Origin of the sequence: Mesorhizobium sp. M0029 (assembly GCF_040323735.1) — a bacterium.
Taxonomy (GTDB): Bacteria; Pseudomonadota; Alphaproteobacteria; order Rhizobiales; family Rhizobiaceae; genus Mesorhizobium.
In genome coordinates this window covers 52,379-75,690 of the sequence record NZ_JAMYVF010000003.1, presented here as the reverse complement: position 1 = coordinate 75,690, position 23,312 = coordinate 52,379, and the positions used below count along the sequence as shown (strand labels likewise).

At 64.1% G+C, this 23,312-nt stretch carries 20 protein-coding genes; 11 read left to right on the top strand and 9 right to left on the bottom strand.

Annotation, left to right across the window (positions count from 1 at the left end):
* Window positions 1-82: 82 nt before the first annotated feature.
* Window positions 83-961 carry a 3-hydroxybutyryl-CoA dehydrogenase gene (locus tag NKJ76_RS06395; RefSeq protein WP_023671668.1) on the top strand — a complete coding sequence of 293 codons (879 nt, stop codon included), beginning with the start codon at window positions 83-85 and terminating at the stop codon, window positions 959-961.
* Between the two features lie 27 nt (window positions 962-988).
* Here NKJ76_RS06395 and NKJ76_RS06390 read toward each other — a convergent pair whose 3' ends face one another.
* The 3 genes from NKJ76_RS06390 to NKJ76_RS06380 all read right to left on the bottom strand — a co-directional run bounded on the left by NKJ76_RS06390 (window position 989) and on the right by NKJ76_RS06380 (window position 4,317).
* Window positions 989-2,923, bottom strand: a complete 1,935-nt coding sequence (locus tag NKJ76_RS06390; protein WP_352537032.1) for a PAS domain S-box protein — start codon at window positions 2,921-2,923, stop codon at window positions 989-991.
* 202 nt (window positions 2,924-3,125) lie between these two features.
* Window positions 3,126-3,764, bottom strand: a complete 639-nt coding sequence (locus tag NKJ76_RS06385; protein ID WP_023671666.1) for an NrsF family protein — start codon at window positions 3,762-3,764, stop codon at window positions 3,126-3,128.
* A gap of 1 nt (window position 3,765) precedes the next feature.
* Entirely contained in the window at window positions 3,766-4,317 is a 552-nt protein-coding gene (locus NKJ76_RS06380; RefSeq protein ID WP_023671665.1) for a sigma-70 family RNA polymerase sigma factor, read from the bottom strand.
* 204 nt (window positions 4,318-4,521) lie between these two features.
* Between NKJ76_RS06380 and NKJ76_RS06375 the strand changes: the two genes are divergently transcribed.
* The 3 genes from NKJ76_RS06375 to NKJ76_RS06365 all read left to right on the top strand — a co-directional run bounded on the left by NKJ76_RS06375 (window position 4,522) and on the right by NKJ76_RS06365 (window position 8,334).
* Window positions 4,522-5,529: an iron ABC transporter substrate-binding protein gene (locus NKJ76_RS06375; protein ID WP_023711730.1), complete on the top strand. Its 1,008-nt coding sequence runs from the start codon at window positions 4,522-4,524 to the stop codon at window positions 5,527-5,529.
* 154 nt (window positions 5,530-5,683) lie between these two features.
* Window positions 5,684-7,255, top strand: coding sequence for an ABC transporter permease (locus tag NKJ76_RS06370; protein WP_023818492.1), 1,572 nt, complete (start codon window positions 5,684-5,686; stop codon window positions 7,253-7,255).
* On the top strand, window positions 7,252-8,334 hold the full coding sequence (locus tag NKJ76_RS06365) for an ABC transporter ATP-binding protein (RefSeq protein ID WP_023701410.1): 1,083 nt from the start codon (window positions 7,252-7,254) through the stop codon (window positions 8,332-8,334). The genes NKJ76_RS06370 and NKJ76_RS06365 overlap by 4 nt, the downstream gene beginning before the upstream one ends.
* 35 nt (window positions 8,335-8,369) lie before the next feature.
* Here NKJ76_RS06365 and NKJ76_RS06360 read toward each other — a convergent pair whose 3' ends face one another.
* The 4 genes from NKJ76_RS06360 to ugpB all read right to left on the bottom strand — a co-directional run bounded on the left by NKJ76_RS06360 (window position 8,370) and on the right by ugpB (window position 12,563).
* Window positions 8,370-9,431, bottom strand: a complete 1,062-nt coding sequence (locus NKJ76_RS06360) for a sn-glycerol-3-phosphate import ATP-binding protein UgpC (RefSeq protein WP_023726979.1) — start codon at window positions 9,429-9,431, stop codon at window positions 8,370-8,372.
* Window positions 9,432-9,438: 7 nt separating this feature from the next.
* Complete coding sequence (gene ugpE, locus NKJ76_RS06355; RefSeq protein WP_023698704.1) at window positions 9,439-10,287, bottom strand: sn-glycerol-3-phosphate ABC transporter permease UgpE; 849 nt, start codon at window positions 10,285-10,287, stop codon at window positions 9,439-9,441.
* 9 nt (window positions 10,288-10,296) lie between these two features.
* Entirely contained in the window at window positions 10,297-11,181 is an 885-nt protein-coding gene (gene ugpA / locus NKJ76_RS06350) for a sn-glycerol-3-phosphate ABC transporter permease UgpA (RefSeq protein WP_352537173.1), read from the bottom strand.
* A gap of 71 nt (window positions 11,182-11,252) precedes the next feature.
* Window positions 11,253-12,563, bottom strand: coding sequence for a sn-glycerol-3-phosphate ABC transporter substrate-binding protein UgpB (gene ugpB / locus NKJ76_RS06345; protein WP_023698705.1), 1,311 nt, complete (start codon window positions 12,561-12,563; stop codon window positions 11,253-11,255).
* A 185-nt stretch (window positions 12,564-12,748) separates the two neighbouring features.
* Between ugpB and NKJ76_RS06340 the strand changes: the two genes are divergently transcribed.
* Both NKJ76_RS06340 and NKJ76_RS06335 read left to right on the top strand, forming a co-directional pair.
* The gene (locus NKJ76_RS06340; RefSeq protein WP_023685332.1) at window positions 12,749-12,895 is read left to right on the top strand and encodes a hypothetical protein; all 147 of its coding nucleotides are present in this window, start codon (window positions 12,749-12,751) and stop codon (window positions 12,893-12,895) included.
* Between the two features lie 148 nt (window positions 12,896-13,043).
* Window positions 13,044-15,491, top strand: coding sequence for a bifunctional diguanylate cyclase/phosphodiesterase (locus NKJ76_RS06335; RefSeq protein WP_352537031.1), 2,448 nt, complete (start codon window positions 13,044-13,046; stop codon window positions 15,489-15,491).
* Here NKJ76_RS06335 and tlpA read toward each other — a convergent pair.
* Entirely contained in the window at window positions 15,488-16,180 is a 693-nt protein-coding gene (gene tlpA, locus NKJ76_RS06330) for a thiol:disulfide interchange protein TlpA (protein WP_352537030.1), read from the bottom strand. The genes NKJ76_RS06335 and tlpA overlap by 4 nt on opposite strands.
* Before the next feature lie 35 nt (window positions 16,181-16,215).
* Between tlpA and argH the strand changes: the two genes are divergently transcribed.
* From argH to lysA, 3 genes are all read left to right on the top strand, one after another.
* Window positions 16,216-17,616 (top strand): argininosuccinate lyase, encoded by a 1,401-nt coding sequence (argH, locus tag NKJ76_RS06325; protein ID WP_352537029.1) that lies wholly within the window; start codon window positions 16,216-16,218, stop codon window positions 17,614-17,616.
* 68 nt (window positions 17,617-17,684) lie between these two features.
* The gene (locus NKJ76_RS06320) at window positions 17,685-17,891 is read left to right on the top strand and encodes a hypothetical protein (protein ID WP_023673325.1); all 207 of its coding nucleotides are present in this window, start codon (window positions 17,685-17,687) and stop codon (window positions 17,889-17,891) included.
* An 80-nt stretch (window positions 17,892-17,971) separates the two neighbouring features.
* Window positions 17,972-19,240, top strand: a complete 1,269-nt coding sequence (gene lysA / locus NKJ76_RS06315; RefSeq protein ID WP_352537028.1) for a diaminopimelate decarboxylase — start codon at window positions 17,972-17,974, stop codon at window positions 19,238-19,240.
* Window positions 19,241-19,260: 20 nt separating this feature from the next.
* On the opposite strand, the gene NKJ76_RS06310 is transcribed toward lysA, so the two are convergent.
* Window positions 19,261-19,563, bottom strand: a complete 303-nt coding sequence (locus NKJ76_RS06310; RefSeq protein WP_023694025.1) for an ArsR/SmtB family transcription factor — start codon at window positions 19,561-19,563, stop codon at window positions 19,261-19,263.
* 50 nt (window positions 19,564-19,613) lie between these two features.
* Between NKJ76_RS06310 and NKJ76_RS06305 the strand changes: the two genes are divergently transcribed.
* Together NKJ76_RS06305 and NKJ76_RS06300 are read left to right on the top strand one after the other, a co-directional pair.
* On the top strand, window positions 19,614-20,555 hold the full coding sequence (locus NKJ76_RS06305; protein ID WP_352537027.1) for a threonine/serine dehydratase: 942 nt from the start codon (window positions 19,614-19,616) through the stop codon (window positions 20,553-20,555).
* A gap of 136 nt (window positions 20,556-20,691) precedes the next feature.
* Window positions 20,692-23,280, top strand: coding sequence for a TIGR02302 family protein (locus NKJ76_RS06300; RefSeq protein ID WP_352537026.1), 2,589 nt, complete (start codon window positions 20,692-20,694; stop codon window positions 23,278-23,280).
* The last annotated feature ends 32 nt before the right edge of the window (window positions 23,281-23,312 follow it).

Genomic DNA, 23,312 nt, shown 5'->3' with positions numbered 1-23,312 from the left:
GGTAGACGAAGCTGCCCCGCCCTTTTAGTTTGCACTGCACAAAAAGCAGGCCGCAAAGGCCTTTTCGACGGGATCGCTGCAAATGGCCAAGATCGAGACGATCGGCATCATCGGCGCCGGCCAGATGGGCGGCGGCATCGCGCATGTATCAGCACTTTCGGGTTTCAAGGTGCTGATCTACGACGTCTCGCCCGACCGTATCGAGAAGGGCATTGCCACGGTCAGCGGCAACATGGCCCGCCAGGTCGGCTCCGGCAAGCTTGAGGAAAAGCTGCGTAACGAAGCGATGGCGCGCATTTCCGCAGCCCCCACCATGGCTGATCTCGCCGGTGCCGATCTGGTGATCGAGGCGGCGACCGAGGACGAGACGGTCAAGCGCAAGATTTACGCGCAGCTCTGTCCCCAGCTCAACCCGGAAGCCATTCTGGCGACCAACACCTCGTCGATTTCGATCACCCGGCTTGCGGCGCAGACCGACCGTCCCGAGCGTTTTATCGGCATACATTTCATGAACCCGGTGCCGCTGATGAAGCTGGTCGAACTGGTGCGCGGCATCGCTACCGAGGATCAGACCTTCGAGGCGGCCAAGGCCTATGTGAAACAGCTCGACAAGACGATCACCGTCTCTGAAGATTTTCCGGCCTTCATCGTCAACCGCATTCTGTTGCCGATGATCAACGAGGCGATCTACACGCTCTATGAGGGGGTAGGCTCGGTCGATGCCATCGACACCGCCATGCGGCTCGGCGCCAACCATCCGATGGGACCGCTGCAGCTCGCCGATTTCATCGGCCTCGACACCTGCCTCTCGATCATGCAGGTGCTGCATGACGGCCTGTCGGATTCGAAATATCGCCCCTGCCCGCTGCTGGTGAAATATGTCGAGGCCGGCTGGCTCGGCCGCAAGACCGGGCGCGGCTTCTACGATTATCGCGGCGAGCATCCGGTTCCGACGCGCTAACCACCAGAACGAAAGTTCCGTGCTCCCTCAGGACGCCGCTGCAAGCGGCGGCTCTGCTTGGCCTCTTGACCCGGTATCGTCAGGCGCCACGGAAACACAGCCGCGGCCGGCGCCCTTGGCCGCATAGCAGGCAGCATCGGCCCGGGCGATGATCTCGTCGACTTCACCGCTGTTGCTGTGGATTGGCGCCAGCCCGATGCTGGCATCGATCGCATGCAGCCGGCCGTCCCAGCTGAACTGCAGGCCGCGGATGGCGTCGATGACCGAGCGTGCGGCAATCCTGGCGCCGGCGCTCGACCCGGCTTTCAGGATGACCGCGAATTCGTCGCCGCCGAGGCGGGCCACGATATCCTCCGGCCCAAGCGCACCGCGAATGGCCTCGGCAACCCGCTTCAGCAAGGCGTCGCCGGCGGCGTGCCCGCCAGTGTCGTTGACCAGCTTGAAATGGTCTAGATCGATGAACATGAAATGATGTTCGCCCGCCGGCCTGGCTGTGCCGGCCTTGCGGCTCCGGTCGACCAGTTCCTCCATGGTGCGGATAAAGCTCGAACGGTTGGCAAGGCCAGTCAGCGCATCATGCGCGGCGGCATAGGCGAGCTGGCGCTGCAAGGCGCGCGCATCGGTGAAGTCCTGGAAGACAATGACAAGACCGCAGAACTCCTGGCGGTCGTTCATGATCGGCGACACCACCTGGCGGATGCTGCAGCGTGTGTCGTCGCGACGGATGAGGACGGCGCGACTGTTCTGGTCGACAGGGCTGGCGCTGCCGAGCGCCGGCCGCGTCATGCCGATCCTTTGCCCGGTTTCTTCGTCCACCGCCCAGTAGACATGGCCAAGCGTCTTGCCGAGCGCCTCCGCGCCAACAACGCCGGTGAGCTTTTCGGCGACCGGGTTCATGAAGGTGATGCGGTTGGCGGCATCGGTGCAGATGACGGCGTCGCCGATCGACTGCAGCGTCACCCTCAGCCGCTCCTTCTCGTCGGCCAGCATTGCCGCCGATACGATGAGGCTTTCCTCGGTTTGCTTGCGCTGGGTGATGTCGGTCAGGCTGCCGATGGCCCTGACCAGCCGTCCGTCCTTGTCGCGTTCGAGCGTCTTGCCGCGGTCGAGGATCCAGACCCAGTGGCCATCCTTGTGGCGCATCCGGAACTCGGCTTCGAAGAACGGTGTCCTGCCCTCCAGATGGGCACGATCGGCTTCGGCGACGTTTTCGCGATCGTCGGGGTGGATCATCGCCAGCCAGCGGTCGGGGTCGCCGTCCAGTTCGCCATCGGCATAGCCCAGCATCTTCACCCAGGTGGCGGAGTAGGTGGTGCCGCCCTTCCGCATATCAAGATCCCAGACGCCTTGTCCGGCGCTGGCCAGGGCAAAATTCCAGCGCGTTTCGGCTTCGGCTATGCGCGCCTCGGATTGCTTGCGCGCATCGATATCCTCGATCTGGGAGACCAGGTAGAGCGGGCTCCCGCTCTTCTCGTCGCGAATGACGGAACCGGCAAGATGGGCCCATACCGGCGTGCCGTCCTTCCTGAGGTAGCGCTTTTCGAAGTGGAAGGCGTTGACGGTGCCCGCCCACATGCCGTCCATCGTCTCACGGCCGATCTGCACATCGTCGGGATGGGTGATCTGGAAGAAGGTCAGCGCCTCGATCTCCTGCTTGCTATAGCCGAGCATGGCGGCGAAGGCCGGGTTGGTTTCATGGATGCGGCCGTCGAGGCCGACAATGGCGATGCCGATCGCCGAATCCTCCATGGCGCGGCGGAAACGCTGCTCGCTTTCGGCGATCTGCCGGCGGTCGTCCAGTATCCGGTAAATGAACAGGGCGGCGAGAATCAGCGCAACGGCGGCGACCGGCACCGATATCTGCAGGCAGAGTTTCAGCACTTCGGCGCTGACATCGAGCCGCGACAGCAGGAGCGCGACCACGGCAGCGCAAAGCCCTCCGGCCGCAAGCACCAAAGCCACGTGACTGTCAGCCCGCAGGCTTTTTCGCTCTCGTCGCATCACTGTGCATGCCACCCCATGCGCAACACATTTCTGCAAAAAACACTGGATGATCGATTTTAAGGAAAGGTTGCGCCGGAGCCACCGGCAACACGGTGAACCCGCAAACAATTCCCGGCATGATTAAGGATCGGTGATTATTGGGCGATCTTGGACGGCCCGGTCACCAGCGCACGAAGAACCGTCCCCCGAGCGCGCCCAGACCGGCGAGGACGGCGATGGCGAGCGTGTACCAGGTGGCGACGAAAAGCGGCGAATCGTCGAAGCAGTGCGCGGCGTAGAAGGTTGCCGCCAGGCCGCCGGCGAGCAGTCCCGCGACCGCCCCGGCCAACACCGGCCGCGTCGGCGCGCCATAGCGCAGCATCCACAGGAAGACGGCAAGCGGGCCGATTCCGATCAGCGGGATGAAGCCCATGCAGATCATCATGTTGGAGCCGACCATGCGCGTGCTCCACATCGGCTCCGGCACCATGAACAGTTCGAGAGCCACCGCCACGGCCACCAGCAGCGGCGCCGCCAGCATCCAGGCCGCGGCTCTTGCCGTCGAAGCGCCCGGCGTCGACAACGCCCGGACCAGGCCAAAGGCGGTGACGGCTAGCACGATGGTGAACACGAACTTCGCCAGGAACCGCATCGTGTGCATGGCGGTCATGATGTCGGGACGCGGGCCGATGGTGAGAAAGAAGACCAGAGCCGCGATCACCGCCGCGGCTGCCGCCGCCATCAACCAGGCCGAGCGCAGCGGCATCGCCTTGCTGCTTGTGTCGGCGTCGAGTGCCTTGATGAGATCCTCCGTCCTCATGTCACTGCCGCCCGAAGCGCCCCTGCCCAAATCGCTTGGCGATCGCGGCAAGCCCGCGATGCAGCGACACCCGCACCGCCGTCTCGCTGACGCCGAGCCTGGCCGCCGTCTCGCCGATGGAGCGGCCGTCGACCGAGATCGAAGAAACGACGGAACGCTGCGCAGCCGGCAGTCCGTCCAGCGCCCGGTTGATGTCGCGTTCGCTGACGGTCTCGGTTTCCGGCTCGGCAAAGGTCTCGGCGATCTCGTCGATCTCGATTTCGATGCGCCGTCCGCGCCGCCGGAAAGCATCGATCAGCTTGAAGCGGGCTATCGCATAGATCCATGGCAACACCGGCGCGTCCTGGCGCCAGGTATGCCGTTTCACATGAATGGCCAGCAAGGTTTCCTGCACGACATCCTCGGGATCGACCCCGCCCTGTACGATCTTGCGCCTCGCAAAGCCGCGAACCAGCGCGGCGATCCGGTGCAAAAAGTCGGCGTAGGCCCTTTCATCTCCCGCGATCGCGGCCCGCATCAGCCGGGAAAGCTCGGCCTCATCCTTGCCGCTCACAAGAGTTCACTCCCCGATCTTCGCGCCTCGGCACCGATTTGTTACGTGTCCGGCGAAATGATGTCCAAGCCAAAGTGCCGCAAAATCACGAAAGTTTGCGGGAGCGGCGACCGATTGAAGCAGCCGAGCAATGTTGACTACTGCTGTCAGGTATCGATAGGTGCAGCCTGCGAAACCAGAACCACCGAGATTGAGGATGACGCCATGAGATACACGCTCTCCACCCTAGCGGGGGCCACAGCGCTGGCCGTGAGCATGATCGCCGGGCCGGCGATGGCCGCGGATGCCGGCATCATCGTCTACAACGCCCAGCATGAGAGCCTGGCCAAGGAATGGGTCGAAGGTTTCACCAAGGAAACCGGCATCAAGGTCACGCTGCGCAATGGCGGCGACAGCGATTTCTCCAACCAGATCGTCGCCGAGGGCGCTTCTTCGCCGGCCGACGTGTTCCTGACCGAAAACTCGCCGGCGATGACCCTGGTCGAAGCGGCGGGCCTTTTCGCGCCGGTCGACGCCGACACGCTGGCGCAAGTCCCGGCCGAATTCCAGCCGAGCAGCGGCAGATGGGTGGGTGTCGCGGCGCGCAGCACCGTCTTTGCCTACAACAAAACCAAGCTCACGGCCGAAAAGCTGCCCAAATCGATGCTCGATCTCGCCGATCCGAGCTGGAAAGGCCGCTGGGCAGCCTCGCCTTCCGGCGCCGATTTTCAGGCCATCGTCAGCGCGTTGCTTGAGCTCAAGGGCGAAGCCGCAACCGCCGACTGGCTGAAGGCCATGAAGGAGAATTTCACCGCCTACAAGGGCAACGGCACGGTGATGAAGGCGGTCAATGCCGGCGAGATCGAAGGCGGAATCATCTACCACTATTACTATTTCGGCGATCAGGCAAAGACCGGCGAAAACAGCAAGAACGTCGAACTGCATTATTTCAAGAACCAGGATCCCGGCGCTTTCGTCTCGATCTCCGGCGGCGGCGTGCTCGCCTCGAGCAAACACCCGAAGGAAGCCCAGGCGTTCCTCAAATGGGTGACCGGGAAAGGCGGCCAGGACGTGCTGAAGACCGGCACGTCCTTCGAATACGCTATCGGCAAGGACGCGCAGTCCAATCCCAGGCTGGTGCCGCTGGCCGACCTGCAGGCGCCGAAGGTCGATCCGGCGACACTGAACTCCAAAAAGGTGACGGACCTGATGACGGCAGCCGGCTTGCTTTAGGCTGGGTTCGTCCTAAAAGGGCAACGATTGCGCTCCTGCCGGACTTTCCGCAGGAGCGCTCTGTTTTCGAGATGGCATTGTCCATGACAACACATTGCGTTTCCGGCCGCGCCTGCGGCGCCCCCGCCCCGGCAGCAGTGGCGCGGTCGAGCTGATGCAAACTGCGGTCGATCTCGCACGTTCAGGCCAGACAGTCGGGCGGTCCCGCCGGAAGCCCATGTCCTGGATCGCGCTTGCCGCCATAATTGTCTCGCTGCTGTCGCTGCTGCCGCTGGCGTTCATCATCTGGATCGGTGTGCAGATCGGCTGGGACACTGCTTCGGCCCTGGTCTTCCGGCCGCGCGTCGGCGAACTTCTGGTCAACACCGTGCTTCTGGTGGCGCTCACCGTGCCGATCGCCACCGTGCTGTCGGTGACGCTGGCATGGCTGACCGAGCGCAGCGACCTGCCCGGCGCCGGCCTGTGGGCTTGGCTGTCGGTGGCGCCGCTCGCCATCCCCGCCTTCGTGCATTCCTACGCCTGGATCACCATGGTGCCGACCTTGCACGGCCTGTGGGCCGGCGTGCTGGTCTCGGTTCTCGCCTATTTCCCGTTCCTCTATCTGCCGCTGGCGGCGGCTCTGCGCCGGCTCGATCCTGCTTTGGAGGACGCAGCCGCAGCACTCGGCCTTGGACCATGGCGGGTGTTTTGGCGTGTCGTGCTGCCGCAGCTGAGACTGGCCATTTGCGGCGGCGCGCTGCTGGTCGGCCTGCATCTGCTGGCCGAATACGGCCTCTACGTCTTCATCCGCTTCGACACTTTCACCACGGCGATCGTCGACCAGTTCCAGTCGACCTTCAACGGTCCCGCCGCCAACATGCTGGCCGGCGTCCTGGTGACTTGCTGCTTCGTGCTGCTCGCGCTGGAGGTGCTGGTGCGCGGCGAGGAACGCTATGCCCGCGTAGGCTCGGGTGCCGCGCGCCGCCAGCAGCGCACCAGGCTCGGTCGCGCCACCCTGCCCTGCCTGGCTCTGCCTGCCATCGCCACGCTTCTCGCCATCGGCGTGCCCTTCGTCACCATCGGCCGCTGGCTGGTCGCCGGCGGCGCCGATGTCTGGCGTTTGGACGAGATCGGCCTGGCGCTTGGCCAGACGCTGTTCCTGGCGCTGGCCGGCGCCTTGCTTGCGACCATCGCCGCCATGCCGATGGCCTGGATCTCGATCCGCGCGCCGGGACCGCTGCAGCGGCTGCTCGAAGGCTGCAACTACATTGTCGGTTCGCTGCCTGGCGTGGTCATCGCGCTGGCCTTGGTCACCATTACCGTGCGCATCGCCATGCCGCTCTACCAGACGCTGTTCACAATCCTGGTCGCCTATGCCCTGATGTTCCTGCCGCGCGCCTTGATCAGCCTCAGAGCCTCGATCGCACAGGCGCCGGTCGAGCTCGAACGCGCCGCCGCCAGCCTTGGCCGGCCGCCGCTGAAGGCGCTTTGGTCGACAACGATTCGCCTGTCGGCGCCGGGGGCTGCGGCCGGCATGGCGCTGGTCGCGCTCGGCATCATGAACGAGCTGACCGCCACCCAGATGCTGGCGCCCAACGGCACGCGCACGCTGGCCATGGCGTTCTGGTCCTATAGCGGCGAGATCGACTATGCCTCCGCCGCCCCTTACGCCTTCATCATGGTGGCGATGTCGCTGCCGCTGACCTGGCTGCTCTATGTCCAGTCGAAACGGATGGCCGGGCGATGAGCTTTCTCGAAATCAATGGCCTCACCAAGCACTACGGCCCGGTCGCAGCCCTTGCCGGCATCGAGCTCAGCGCCGCAAGCGGCAGTCGCACCGCGATCGTCGGCCCGTCCGGCTGCGGCAAGACGACGTTGCTGCGGCTGATCGCCGGCTTCGAGGCGCCCGACCAGGGCCGCGTCGTGCTCGACGGCGAGGTGCTGGCCAATGGCGGCCATGCGGTGCCGGCGCACCGCCGCGGCATTGGCCTGGTGGCGCAGGACGGCGCCCTGTTCCCGCATCTCAGCATCGGCGACAATATCGGCTTTGGCATGGCCCGCGGCGAGGACCAGCGCGCCGAGCGCATCGCCGAGCTCGCCTATACCGTCGGGCTCGACAAGGCGATCCTCAAGCGCCGCCCGCACCAGCTCTCCGGCGGCCAGCAGCAGCGTGTGGCGCTGGCCCGCGCCATGGCGATGAAGCCCAGGCTGATGCTTCTCGACGAACCGTTCTCGGCGCTCGACACCGGTCTGCGCGCCTCGATGCGCAAGGCGGTCGCCGAACTACTCGAAGCCGCCGGCATCACCACCATCCTGGTCACCCACGACCAGGCCGAGGCGCTGTCCTTCGCCAGCCAGGTGGCGGTCATGCGCGACGGAAAGTTCTCTCAGATCGGCACACCGCGAGAACTCTATCTGCAGCCGAAAGACCGCATGGTTGCCGAGTTTCTTGGCGACGCCATCATCTTGCCGGCAAAGATTTCAGGCGGCTTCGCCACCTCCTCGCTTGGTCGCATAGCCGTCGACTCGAAGGAGCGGCGCGACATCGCCCGCATCATGCTGCGACCGGAGCAGGTGCAGGTAAAGCGCACGTCGCGCGAAGGCATGTCGGGTCCTGCGGGCACGATATTCGCCGAGGTGACGGACTCGGAATTCGCAGGCTCGATGTGCACCATTGCCGTGCGGCTGTTGAACAACCCCGATCCGCCGGACGCCGCGGCAATAGGCAGCACGCCGCTGATCCTGCGCAAACCGGGTATCGACGCGCCTTCCGTCGGCGAGATCGTGCGCCTGACCGTCTCCGGCAAGGCGCATGTCTTCGCCTGAACTGCCGATGCGTCGGATTGGCGCGAGCGGCTGCGTCAATCGACTCGTTTCCCAGCATTGTCGAACCAATGCAGCTTCTCGGCCCTGGCCACGACGCGCAGTTGATCGCCGGGTTTGGCCGTGGCGCGGCCGGCCACACGCACGACGATGCGGTTGCCGCCGGCGGCACAGTGAAGAAAGCTTTCGGCTCCCACAGGTTCGACCGCCTCGACCGCCGCAGGCAGAATAAGCGCGCCGGATGATGCCTCGGCACTGAAGGTGACGTCGGCATCCTCAGGGCGGAAGCCAAGCGTGGCGGCGTTCGTGGGCGCAAAGTCAATCGTCTTGCCATCAATCAGCGCTGGACCAGCCGATGCTTGCAAAAGAGGCAAAAGGTTCATCGGCGGCGCGCCGATGAAGGAGGCGACGAAGGTCGAGGCCGGCTTCTCGTAAATGTCAAGCGGCGCGCCCGTCTGCTCGACCAATCCGCCATTCATGACGACGAGAATATCGGCCAGCGTCATCGCCTCAAGCTGATCGTGGGTGACGTAGACCGAGGTGACACCGAGCGAGCGCTGCAAATTCTTGATTTCAACCCGCATCTGGCCGCGCAGTTTGGCGTCGAGGTTGGAAAGCGGTTCGTCGAACAGGAAGACTTTTGGATTGCGCACGATTGCGCGACCCATGGCCACGCGCTGGCGCTGGCCGCCGGAAAGCTCGCGCGGGCGCCGGTCGAGCAGCGCCGTGAGCTCCAGCACCTTGGCGGTCGAGCGAACCCTGCTGTCGATCTCGTCCTTGGGAGTACCCCGGTTGCGCAACCCGTAGGCCATGTTGTCGTAGACCTTCATATGTGGATAGAGCGCATAGTTCTGGAACACCATGGCGATGTCGCGCTCGGTCGGACCGATCGTGTTGACGATCTTGCCGTCGATGGCGACGGTGCCGGAAGAAATGGTCTCAAGCCCGGCGATCATCCGCAGCAGCGTGGACTTGCCGCAGCCGGACGGCCCAACCAGCACGCAAAGCTCCTTGTCGGGAATGGCGATGGAGACACCCCTCACCGCCTCGACGCCGCTGGGATAGACCTTCTTCACATCCTTCAGATCGACGGTCGCCATCGGCTTCTCACTTTTCGGAATCGACAAGTCCGCGCACGAACCAGCGTTGCATCAGCACCACGATCAGGATCGGCGGCAGTATGGCCAGCATCGCGGTGACCATGACCAGATGCCATTGGGTATCGGCATCGGCGAAGGAAACCATCTTTCTAAGTGCGATGACGATGGTGTTCATGTCGTTGCTGTTGGTGACGAGCAGCGGCCACAGGTACTGCGTCCAGCCATAGATGAAGAGGATGACGAACAGTGCTGCGATGTTGGTGCGCGACAGCGGCAGCAGGATGTCGAAAAAGAAGCGCCATGGTCCGGCGCCGTCGACACGCGCCGCTTCCACCAACTCACCTGGGATGGTCATAAAGAACTGGCGAAACAGAAGCGTGGCGGTGGCCGAGGCGATCAGCGGAATGATCAGGCCGGCATAGGTGTCGATCATGCCGAGATCGACCATCACCTTGTAGGTCGGCAGGATGCGCACCTCGACGGGAAGCATCAGTGTGATGAAGATCAGCCAGAAGAAGACCATCCGAAGCGGAAAACGGAAGAACACGATCGCATAGGCCGAAAGGATCGAGATGAAAATCTTCCCCACCGCGATGCCGAGCGCCATGATCGTGGTGTTGAGCAGCAATCGGCCGACACTGACGCCGCCGATGCGGCCGACACCGCCGAACAGCGCCTCGCTGTAATTGTTCCAGACCTGGTCGCCGGGCAAAAGAGGCAATGGCGGCTTGAGGATGGTCTGCAGCGTCTGCGTGGAGGCAACGAAGGTGTAGTAGATCGGGAAAGCGACGATCAGGATGCCCAGGATGAGCACGGCGTGGGCGATGAGGGCGCGAAGCGGGGACTGACCAATCATCGCTCGCGCTCAACCGTAGTGGACTTTGCGTTCCACATAGCGGAACTGGATGGCCGTGAGTGAGATGACGATGACCATCAGGATGACCGACTGCGCGGCCGAATCGCCGAGGATCAAATTGACGAAACCGTCATTGTAGACCTTGTAGACCAGCGTCTCGGTGGCCTTGCCTGGCCCGCCGCCGGTGACGGCATGAACGATACCGAAAGTGTCGAACAGCGCATAGACAGTGTTGACGACCAGCAGGAAGAAGGTCGTCGGTGCGAGCAGCGGCAAGACGATGGTCCAGAAGCGCTTCGTCTCCCCGGCGCCGTCCATGGCCGCCGCCTCTATCAACGTCTTCGGCACCGCCTGCAGCCCGGCGACGAAGAACAGGAAATTGTAGCTGATCTGCTTCCAGGCAGCCGCAGATACCAGCAGGATCATGGCTTGGTTTCCGTTAAGCAAGGGATCCCAGGCGATGCCGAGACCTCTCAAGGCGTAGGCCAGCGAACCGATCGAGGGGTTGAACAGAAACAGCCACAACATGCCGGCAATCGCCGGCGCCACCGCATACGGCCAGATCAGCAGCGTGCGATAAAGGCCTCTGCCGCGCACCACCTTCTCGGCCATGACGGCAAGCAACAGGGCCACACCCATGGCGACGATCGCGGTCGCCAGAGAGAACACCAGCGTGACTTTGATCGAGTTGAGGTAGGCCGGGTCGGCCAGCACCTTGCGAAAGTTGGCGAGCCCGACGAACTTGCTCTTCAGCCCGAACGGGTCTTCCCTAAGCATCGACTGGTAGAGCGCCTGCCCGGTCGGCCAGTAGAAAAAGATCAGCGTAATGGCGAGTTGCGGCGCCACCAGCAGGTAAGGCAGGGTCTTGTTGGGGAAGACGACGCGTGGAGACAGGGTGATTCCCTCGCTATTCAGGAAATCGTCCACGCGGGTCCGCGTGGACGAGGTTCAACTGACAAATCGCTTCAGTTTCCGATCGCTTCCTGAATCGCCTTGTTGCCGCGTGCGACCGCGTTGTCGAGCGCCTGCTGCGCAGTCTGCTGGCCGGCCAGCATCTTCTCGAACTCCTCATTCTCGATGTCGCGCACCTGCGGCAGGTTGACGAGGCGCACGCCCTTCGAGTTCTCGGTCGGCGCCTTGCCCAGCATCTGCAGGATCGGCGTCTCACGGCCCGGGTTCTTGTCATAGAAGCCGGACTTCTTGGTCGCCTCATAGGCAGCGAGCGTCACCGGCAGATAACCCGACTTCTGATGCAGATACTCCTGCACTTCGGTCTTGGACAGGTGGGAGAAGAACGCCGCGACGCCCTTGTATTCCTCGTCCGATTTGTTGCCGAACACCCACAGGCTGGCGCCGCCCGGCGTGGTGTTCTGGGGCGCGCCCTTGGCGTCACTATCATAGGGAAGCTGGCCGATGCCGTAGTTCATGCCCGACTTGACGATGTCACCGAGACCCCCCGACGATTCGGTGAAGATGCCGCATTCTCCGGCAAGAAAGATCTGCTTGGCTTCGGATGTACGGCCGCCATATTTGAAGGTGCCGTCCTTGGCCAGGTCGGCGAGCGCCTGGAAATGATTGACGAAGATCGGCGCATTGATCTTGAGCTCGACGTCGGTTCCGGCAAGTCCGTTCTGGTTGGTGCCATAGGAAACGTCATTCCAGGCAGCGAAGGCCTCAAGGTGGATCCAGGTCAACCAGGTCGAGGTATAGCCGCAGGAAGCGGCGCCGCTCGCCTTGATCTTCTTGGCGGCTTCCCACACCTCGTTCCAGGTCTTTGGCGGATTGTTCACATCAAGCCCGGCCTTCTGGAAGATATCCTTGTTGTAGTAGAGGATGGGCGACGAGGAATTATAGGGGAAGGACAGCATGGTCCCGTCCGGCTTCGAATAGTAGCCGACGATGCCGGGCAAATACTGGCTCTTGTCGAAGGTCACGCCGGCGCTGGTCAGCACATCGGCCACCGGCTTGATCGCACCTTCGGCGGCCATCATGACGCCGGTACCCACGTCGAACACCTGGATGATGTCGGGCGCTTGCCCCGCACGAAAGGCAGCGATGCCGGCATTCAGCGTTTCGGGATAGGTGCCCTTGAAAACAGGGAGAATTTCATAGTCGCTCTGGCTGGCATTGAAATCCTTGGCGATCTTGTCGACCACCTCGGCATTGGCGCCGGTCATTGCATGCCACCAACTGATCTGGGTGGCGGTGAAGGCGGAGGTGGTGGAAAGCAGGGTCAAGGTGGCGGCAACACCGGCCGCAAAGCCGAACAACTTCATGTTTCATCTCCCGTTTGTCATTGGCGAAAGGGGCGCTCCCGCGAACGCAATATGTGTCGCTGATGACAATCGGACAACGGATTTGTTGCTGTTTCGTGAATTTCATACCCGGCTAACTTCGCGCCCCCTCGCCTTGCAACGAGGACAGAGAGAAATGCCAAGCCGGCTCAGCGATAGAATGGGGCATGGTGGGCCTGCAAGGATCGCCGACCGCCCAGCGATGCGTGAAGGGCCCGCGTGACAGCGCCACGCACCTGCACCGTGCGGCCGCCAAACCGGCGCTCGGCCAGATCGAGATCGGCCGAGCGGCATCGCGCCAGGCGCTGCTGTAACCGTGCGTCTGGAATGAGAACAGGATCGCCGCAACGTACAACCCGAAAAACCCGCTGTAGTTGTAGTTCGCATAACCGATTCTTCGTCAAGCGTGGCATACTAATCAAGTGGACGGCTTGATTGCTGTGGGAGAGCAGGTGGGGCGAGATGCTGACGGTCTATAATTGTATCGTGCATGAGCACGATCTGAGACTGGTCGCACTGGCAGCGCTCATTTGCGGTATTTCTTCCTTCTCGGCGGTCAACCTGCTTCGCCATGTCGACCGCTCGAGCGAGCGCAACCGCTATACCTGGCTGATGATAGCAGCCACTTCCACCGGCTTCGGTATCTGGGCGACGCATTTCATCGCAATGCTTGCCTTTTCTCCCGGAATCCCCAACGCCTACAATACGGAAATGTCGGCGCTTTCGCTCGCCGGTTCCGTCGCCCTGACCGCTGCGGGCATGTGGATCGCCACCTTGCGCCGGGGCATCGACTACCCTCTGGTCGGCGGCGCGGTCCTCGGCGCTGGTATCGCCGCCATGCACTATATCGGCATGGCCGCCTTCGAGGTCGAAGGGCGCATCGTCTGGAACCCGCTGCTGGTCGGCGTCTCGGTGCTGACAGGCGTCACCCTCGCCGCGCTGGCGCTGCTGGTCGTGTTGCGACGGCCGTCCATGAAGGCCACAATCGCCGCCGCCATCCTGTTGACGCTGGCGATCTGCAGCCTGCACTTCATCGCCATGGGCGCGGTGTCGATCTTCCCGGACTCCTCCATCGAGATATCGCAGTTCACGGTCGAACCGGTGTCGCAGGCCTTCGCCGCCGCTGCAGTCAGCATGGCTATCCTGGTGCTTTCAGCCGCAGCATTGTGGATCGACCTTCGCTTCCGGCGTCACAAGCTCGAGGCCGAGCGCATGCACGGCCTCGCCAACGCCGCCGTCGAGGGGCTGATCGTCTGCGACGGCGCCCGCATCGTCAGCGCCAATGACAGCATCGCGGCACTCACCGGCATTGCGCCGGAAGTGCTGAACGCGATGCTGCTTGGCGACCTCTTCGGCGAACGCACCGCGGCCGGCATGTCCGACTGCAGCGGACAGGCACAGGAAGCCGAACTCAGAGCCCATGACGGCGCCACCATCCCCGTCGAACTTATCGCCAGAAGCATCGACTATTGCGGCAAGCGGCACAGCGTGGTCGCCGTGCGCGACATCCGCGAACGCAGGAAGGCCGAGCAGGAGATCCTGCGCCTCGCCCATTTCGACCCGCTGACCGGGCTCCCCAACCGCCGCAGTTTCTCCGGCCGGCTCGAGGCCGAAATTGCCGCAATGGACCGCGGCGGCAAGGGTGGGCATCTTGCGCTGCTGCTGCTAGACCTCGACCGCTTCAAGGAAGTGAACGACCTGTTCGGGCACGGCGCCGGCGATGCCATGTTGCAGAAGGTGGCGCTATGCGCCTCCGCCGTGCTCCGCCACGGACAGATGCTGGCGCGTCTCGGCGGCGACGAGTTCGCCATCATCGCTCCGAACCTTCCCGATCCGCAGGCGGCCGGCCGCATCGCCGAGGCGGTGCTGGCGGCCATGCGCGAGGAAAACCGGCTGTCGGTCGGTGGCGGGCTGGTGTCGGCCAGCATCGGCATTGCACTTTATCCGCTCGACGCCGATGAGCCGACACTCCTGGTCAGCCACGCCGACACCGCGCTCTACCGCGCCAAGGCCGAGGGCAAGGACACCTACCGTTACTTCGAGGCCTCGATGGGCGCCGAGGCGCGAGACCGGCGCGTGATGGAGCACGAACTGCGCCAGGCCATGGCGCGCGATGAGTTTCGCCTCGTCTACCAGCCACAAAAGGAGATCAGCAGCGGGCGGATGGTCGGGTTCGAAGCGCTGATCCGCTGGCGCCATCCGCAGCGCGGCGACGTGTCGCCGGCGACCTTCATCCCGGTGGCCGAAGACAGCGGCGTCATCATCCAGATCGGCGAATGGGTGCTGGCGACGGCCTGCGCCGAGGCTGCGCGCTGGAAGAACCCTCTCACCGTCGCGGTCAATGTCTCGGCGGTGCAGCTCCACAATCCGAATTTCAGCCGCAAGGTGCATGAAGTCCTGCTCGGCTCCGGCCTGACGCCCGGCAGGCTCGAACTCGAGATCACCGAAACGGCGCTGGTCAAGGACATGCCGCGCGCGCTGGCGACCTTGCGCCAGGTGAAGGCGCTTGGCGTGCGTGTGGCGATGGACGATTTCGGCACCGGCTACTCCTCGCTATCCAATCTCCGCGCCTTCCCCTTCGACAAGATCAAGATCGACGGCTCATTCATCAAATCAGTCGACAGCAACGGCCAGGTGGCAGCCATCGTGCGCGCCGTTCTGGGGCTTGGCCGCGGTCTCGGCCTGCCGGTTCTGGCCGAGGGCGTCGAGACGCTGGGCGAGCTGAAATTCCTCGACGCCGAGGCCTGCGAGATCGGCCAGGGCTATTATCTAGGCCGGCCGAGCCCGATCGAGGCGTTCAGCGAACTGACCGGCGTCGCGGCGCCGGCGGCACAAGAGGACGCCAGCGTCAAACAACGGGGCGGCAGCATCTTGATGCTGCCGCCGGCGGCGGCCCTGCGCTCATCCTAAGGGGCGAGTGCGGCCTCGACCAGGCGCTTGGCATCCGGTCCCGACCATTCGGCCGGTCCGTTCATATGCGCGACCAGGCAGCCTTCGCCATCGATCAGCATGGTGACGGGGAGGCCTAGCGCCAAGCCACGCGTCTTGACGTCGTTGAACAGCGCCAGCGTCGAATCGCGGTAGTAGCCGAGCGACCCGATGCCGATACCGGCGAGGAACTTCTTCGGCTTCACATCGTCGCCGGCATCGACATTGACCGCGACCACTTCGAAGGCATCGCTGCCCTTTTCCTTCTGCAGCGTATCGAGCGCCGGCATTTCGGCGCGGCAGGGCGCGCACCACGTCGCCCACAAGTTGAGCAGCACGGTCTTGCCGACATGATCGGCGATCGTCATCGGCTTGCCGTCTGGGCCGTTGAAGGCGAGGCTTTTCAGCGATTGCGGCGGATCGGCGGGCAGCAATGCCGCCACCTGGCCGGTGGCTGCGGCGGCAACCTTTTTGGCGCGGTCGCTCTTGGCGGCGCAGGCGACATCGTCCTTGCTGTTGCCCGCGCCGGCCGCAGGTGCGCTGCCGGTGGCTGCGTTGTTGCCAGACCCGCTCTCGCTGACATATACCGCGACCGCGCCGGCCAGCACGCCCGCCAGCAAAGCGGCGAGGATCAGGCGCGGGGCCGGGAAGTATCTGTTACCGTCTGCCATTTTTCTAAGACTGCTCCGGAGCACGGGTTATAGCGATGAGCGACAAGAAGGCCAGCAACCAGATGTGGGGCGGACGTTTTGCCTCGGGTCCGGCCGCGATCATGGAAGCGATCAACGCATCGATCTCGTTCGACCGCAAACTCTATGCCCAAGACATAAGAGGTTCGGTCGCCCACAGCGAGATGTTGGCTGAAACGGGCATTATTTCGGCGGCCGATCAAGAAAAAATCGCTCACGGGCTGAACACGATCCTAAAAGAGATCGAGGCCGGCACGTTCGAGTTCTCGACCCGGCTGGAAGACATTCACATGAACATCGAGGCCCGCCTTGCCGATCTGATCGGCCCGGCCGCCGGCCGCCTGCACACGGCGCGGTCACGCAACGACCAGGTGGCGGTGGATCTCCGGCTCTGGGTCAAGGACGAGTGCTTTCGCGTCGCCGAGGCGCTGAAGGGGCTGATCTCAGCCTTGCTCGATCGCGCCGAGGAGCATGCGGCGACCGTGATGCCCGGCTTCACCCACATGCAGGCGGCGCAGCCGGTGACCTTCGGCCACCATTGCATGGCCTATGTCGAGATGTTTTCGCGCGACCTGTCGCGCGTCCGCGACGCCATCGAGCGGATGGATGAAAGCCCGCTCGGCGCGGCAGCGCTTGCCGGCACCAGTTTTCCGATCGATCGCCACAAGACCGCCAAGGCGCTCGGCTTCCGCGAGCCGATGCGCAATTCGTTGGACAGCGTCTCCGACCGCGATTTCGCGCTGGAGTTTTTGAGCCTGGTGGCGATCTCCGCCACGCATCTGTCGCGGCTCGCCGAAGAAATCATCATCTGGTCGACGCCGCAATTCGGCTTTGTCAGACTGTCGGACAGTTTCTCCACCGGCTCCTCAATCATGCCGCAGAAGAAGAACCCGGACGCCGCCGAACTGGTGCGCGGCAAGACCGGCCGCGTCACCGGCCATCTCGTCGGGCTGCTGACGGTGATGAAGGGCATGCCGCTGACCTATGGCAAGGACATGCAGGAAGACAAGGAATCGGTCTTCGACGCCGCCGAGACGCTCGATCTGATGCTGGCGGCGATGACCGGCATGGTGCGCGACATGACGGTCAATGCCGCCGCCATGAAGAAGGCCGCCAGCTCGGGCCACGCGACCGCGACCGACCTCGCCGACTGGCTGGTGCGAACGCTGGGCCTGCCCTTCCGTGAGGCACACCATGTCACCGGCGGCGCAGTGGCGTTGGCCGAAGAGAAGAAGGTGAGCCTTGAAAAGCTGTCGCTGGAGGATCTGCAGTCGATCAACCCCGGCATCACGGCAGACATCTTCTCGGTTCTGGCGGTGCAGAATTCGGTGAAGAGCCGCACCAGTTTCGGCGGCACGGCGCCGTCGGAGGTCAGGAAGCAGATCCGCAGCTGGAAAAAGCGCATCGCCAAGGCATGATGCCGGGGTGCAATGCGCCTAAAACTCGGTTAAAAGCGCAGCACATAAAGTTTCGGACGGATGGATCGATGACCGCAAGCAGGATTTTGGTGACGCTGACGCTGCTGACGGCGATGGCTGCCGTGACCGCTTGCGGCCGTAAGGCTGGTCTCGACACGCCCTATGAAGCGGCCGTCCAGGCCCGCAAGGACGCCGAGCGCGCCAAACAGCCGGTGCCGCCGGAGCCGGAAAAACCGGTCGTGGACAAGAAATTCATCCTCGACCCGCTGATCTAGGGCCGATGAGACCGGCTTGGTCTTTCTGACCAGGTCTCGTGCTAACCAGGTCTCGTGCTCCAACTTCCGGAAACACTCTCGTGAACCATTTCGATTACCGCGACGGCGTGCTCCATGCCGAGGACGTGGCGATACCAGACATCGCCGCAAGCGTCGGCACGCCGTTCTATTGTTATTCGACGGCAACCTTGACCAGACACTACCGGGTGTTCGCCGGGGCCTTTGCCGGGCTCGACACGCTGGTCTGTTACGCCTTGAAGGCGAATTCCAACCAGGCGGTGCTGCGGACGCTGGCAAAGCTCGGCGCCGGCGCCGATACCGTCTCGGAAGGCGAAATGCGCCGCGCGCTCGCCGCCGGAATCCCGGCCAACAAGATCGTGTTTTCCGGTGTCGGCAAGACCGCGCGCGAGATGGATTTCGCGCTCGAGGCCGGCATTCTCTGCTTCAATGTCGAATCCGAGCCGGAGCTTGAATTGCTGTCGGCCCGCGCCACCGCGCTCGGCAAGGTGGCGCCGGTGTCGCTGCGCATCAACCCGGATGTCGACGCCAGGACGCACAGGAAGATCTCCACCGGCAAGGCCGAGAACAAGTTCGGCATTCCCTGGCAACGGGCGCGCCAGGTCTATGCCCGCGCGGCCGGGCTGCCGGGCACCAAGCCCATCGGCATCGATACCCATATCGGCAGCCAGATCACCGAGTTGCAGCCCTTTGACGATGCTTTCGCGCTTCTGGCGGAACTGGTCGGCGCGCTGCGCGCCGATGGCCACGCCGTCGAGCATGTCGATCTCGGCGGCGGCCTCGGCATCCCCTACCGCACCGACAACAGCCCGCCGCCTTTGCCCGATGCCTATGCCGAGATCGTCAGGAAGCATCTGACAAAGCTTGGAGTGAAGGTGATGTTCGAGCCGGGCCGGCTGATCGTCGGCAATGCCGGCATCCTGGTCTCGGAAGTGATCTTCGTGAAGGAAGGCGACGCCAAGAACTTCCTCGTCGTCGACGCCGCCATGAACGATCTGATCCGGCCGACGCTCTACGATGCCTTCCACGACATCAAGCCGGTGGTGCAGCCGCCGGCCGACACGCCGCGCATGGCGGTCGATGTCGTCGGCCCGGTCTGCGAGACAGGCGACTATCTCGGCCTCGACCGTGACCTGCCCCGGCTCAAGTCTGGCGACCTAATTGCCGTCACCACCGCCGGCGCCTATGGCGCGGTGCAATCCGGCACCTACAACACCCGCCTACTTGTGCCTGAGGTTCTGGTCGACGGCGACCGTTTCCACGTCGTGCGCCGGCGCCAGACCTATGACGAGCTGATCGGCCTGGATTCGGTGCCCGACTGGCTGAAATAGAAGCCGCAGCGCCGGCTGCGCTACAGCCGGTTCTGGATGAGCATCCTTGTGTCGGCGATCCTGTCCTCGTCGCGGCGGTAGAACGTCCATTGCTTGATGCGCTTGGGGCGCAGCAGGCCGGCCTGGGTAAGCACGCGCATATGTTCGGAGAGCGTCGCCTGTGTAATGCCGAGCTTCTCCGCGATCAGCAGCGCGCAAACGCCGTCCTCGACCAGATCGCCATCTGCCTGGGCCGGGAAATGGGCCTGCGGATCCTTCAGCCAGTCGAGGATCTGCAGCCTGCGTTCGTTGGCGATCGCCTTGAAGACATCAACCTCTTGCATTTAGCCATTTTGCCAAGTTACTAATTGCTGTCAATCCCAAGGAGATGGTCATGACGAACGGCAACACCGTCACGCGCGAACGCATCGCCGCGATGGAACCGCGCATCCGCCCCTATATCAGGCACACGCCGGTGCTGCGCGTCGACATGGCCGATTTCGACCGGCCGCCGCAGGCGGTTGACCTCAAGCTCGAATGCCTGCAGCATTCCGGCTCGTTCAAGGCGCGCGGCGCCTTCACCAATCTGCTCGAACGGCCGGTGCCTGCGGCCGGCGTGGTTGCGGCTTCGGGCGGCAATCATGGTGCTGCGGTCGCCTATGCCGCCATGCGGCTTGGCCACAAGGCGACGATCTTCGTTCCCGAAGTCAGCCCGGCGGCCAAGCTGCAGCGCATCCGCGGCTACGGCGCCGAACTGATCGTCGGCGGCGCCCGCTATGCCGAGGCGCTGGCCGCCAGCGAGGCTTTTGCCGAAAAGACCGGCGCGCTGCAGATCCATGCCTTCAACCAGGAGGAAACATTGGTCGGCCAAGGCACGCTCGGCCTCGAAATCGAAAACGATCTGCCCGACATCGACACGCTGCTGGTCGCTGTCGGCGGCGGCGGCCTGATCGGCGGCATCGCCGCCTGGTTTGCCGGCCGCATCAGGATCATCGCCATCGAGCCCGAAGGCGCGCCGACGCTGCATCGCGCCTTCGAAGCCGGCCACCCCGTCGATGCGCCGGCCGAAGGCGTCGCCGCCGATTCGCTGGCGCCCAAACGCGTCGGCGAGATGATGTTCCCGATCGCCGAGGCCTTCGTCGAACGCTCCATCCTGGTCACCGACGACGCCATCATCGCCGCGCAAAAGGCGCTGTGGGAGCGGGTGCGGATCATCGCCGAGCCGGGCGGCGCAGCGGCCTTCGCAGCGCTGCTGTCCGGCCGCTACACGCCGGCGCCGGGCGAGCGGATCGCCGTCCTTGTCTGCGGCTCGAATACCGATCCGGCGAAATTCTAAACCTTGCTTCGACTGAAGTGGGACGCAAACCCGTCAAAGCTTTTCAAGTTTTCCGGAACCGCCTCGCCTTTGCCGTGTTTGCTGGTAAACTTCTGCTTGTTGAGTCCGGGCTATCCCGCCCGGGCAGGAAGGGCCGATGACGGAACGCCCCATTTCCAGTGGCGATCGCAGCCTGGCCGGGCGGCTTGCCCTGAGCCGGCTGGCGACACGGGTCTCGATGACGGTCGAGCGCGGCTGGCCGCTGCTTCTGCCGCTGCTCATCGTCGCCAGCCTGTTTCTCAGCCTCTCCTGGCTCGGCCTTTTCCCCCGGCTGCCTGACATTGCGCGCATTATCCTGGTCACGGCGTTCGGTATTGCCACGCTGGCGGCGCTCTATCCGCTGCGTTTCTTCAAGCTTCCATCCGCCGCTGAAATCGACCGCCGTGTCGAGGCCGCCAACCAGTTGCAGCACAGCCCGGTGCTGGTGCAGACCGACCGTCCCAGCGGCAAGGAAAGCATCTTTTCCCAGGCGTTGTGGCGCGAACACCAAAAGCGCATGGCCGACAAGCTCGGCAGCCTTGGCGCCGACCTGCCGCGTACCCGCGTGCCGGAGCGCGATCCGTGGGCATTGCGTGCCGTGGCGGCGCTGCTGTTGGTCACCGCTTTTGCCTTCTCCTTCGGACCGTCCGGCGGCAGGATGTCCGATGGTTTCAGTGCCCATGCGGCGCGCGACATCGTACCGCCGCGCATCGATGCCTGGGTGACCCCGCCGGCCTATACCGGCAAGCCGCCCATCTTCTTGACCGCGCCAGTCATCGATGGCAACGCCCTGCAGGCGGTTGCCACCTTCACCGTGCCGCAAGGCAGCGACGTCTCGCTGCGCGTGACCGGCGGCTCCGGCGAGGAAACGCTAAGCTTTGCCGACAAGGGCGGCAATGCTCGCGCCATCGACCCGTCGGGACCACAGGTGGCGGCCGTCAAGGCAGCGGCGGTCAACCCGGCGACCCCCCAGCTGCGCCAGTTCACCGGCAAGCTGACCGCCGACGGCACGCTGACGCTGAAGTCGGGCGAAGCCGATCTCGGTCGCTGGGCCTTCGCGGTGATCCCCGACAAGCCGCCGACGATCCGCTTCGTCGGCGAGCCCAAGCGCGCCGTCAACGGCGCCTTCGAGCTCAACTACCAGATCGACGACGACTATGGCGCGGCCACCGCAAAGGCGGTTTTCGCGCTGGCCGATCCGGCGGCGCCCGATGCGCATCCGCTCTACGGTCCGCCTGACCTGCCGCTGGCGCTGCCGCGCCGCGGCGGCAAGGCGAACGCCGCCAAGACCACCAAGGACCTCACCGAGCACGTCTGGGCCGGCGCCAGCATCAAGCTGTCGCTTGTCGCCACCGACGATGCCGGACACACCGCGACCAGCGAGACCAAGACTATTGTGATGCCGGAGCGGCCCTTCGCCAACCCGCTGGCGCGGGCGGTGGTCGAGCAGCGCCGCCTGCTGGCGCTCGACGCCAATGCCAAGCCGCGCGTGCTCGACCTGATGGACGCCATCACGCTGCGGCCCGAGGACACGTTCGACAACATGTCGCATTACCTCGCCATCATGAGCGCCCGCAGCCGGCTGAAGATGTCGGACAGCGACGATCAGTTGCGCAACGAGGTTGCCTATCTCTGGGAAATCGCGCTCGGCATCGAGGAAGGCAATCTCTCGTCCGCCGAAAAGCGGCTCCGCCAGGCCCAGCAGGCGCTGCAGGACGCCATCAAGCGCGGCGCCAGCGACGAAGAGATCGAAAAGGCGATGAAGGAACTGCGCGAGGCGATGAACGAATTCCTGCAGGAATTCGCCGAGCGCGCCAAGCAGAACCCGAACGCGCCGCAGATGCAACAGAATGGTCGCGAGCTGCGTCAGAGTGATATCGACCGCATGATGGACCAGATCGAGAACCTGGCGAAATCAGGCGACCGCGACAAGGCGCAGGAGCTGCTGTCGCAGCTGGAAAACATGATGAACAACCTGCAGGCCGGCCGTCAGCAGCAAGGCGGCGAGCAGGACAGCGAGATGCGCCAGCAGATGGACAAGCTGGGCGAGATCATGCGCCGCCAGCAGGAGATGATGAACGACACCTACCGCATGGACCAGATGCAGCGCGGAGATAATCAGCAGCCCGGCGAAGGCAATGGCGACGACCCGGACCAGCCGGGCGTCGGCAAGGATCGCGATCCTCTCGCCCGGCCGAAGTCGATGACACCGCAGGAATTCGCCGATGCGATGAAGCAGCTGCAGGAAGGCCAGGGCCAGTTGCAGAGCGAACTCGACAAGCTGAAGAAGGGCCTGGAAGGCATGGGCATGCAGCCCAATGAGGGGTTTGGCGACGCTGGCAAATCCATGGGCAATGCCGAAAAGTCGCTTGGCGAAGGCGAAGGCGACCAGGCAGTCGGCCACCAGGGTCGCGCGCTGGAAGCGCTGCGCAAGGGCGCCAAGGAGATGATGAAGCAGCTGCAGGCGATGCAGGGGGACCAGGGCGGCAGCCAGGAAGGCGGCAGCCAACAGGACGCCGGCCGCGATCCGCTGGGCCGGCCACGCGCCAGCCGCGGACCCGATTTCGGCGATTCGGTGAAGGTGCCCGACGAGATCGACGTGCAGCGCGCCCGCCAGATTCTCGAGGCGATTCGCAAGCGGCTCGGCAACGCGCTCAGCCCCGACATCGAGCGCAGCTACCTCGAGCGGCTGCTGGAGCTGAAGTAGCCTCCAAGGCAACATCCGTCGAACTGAATGGT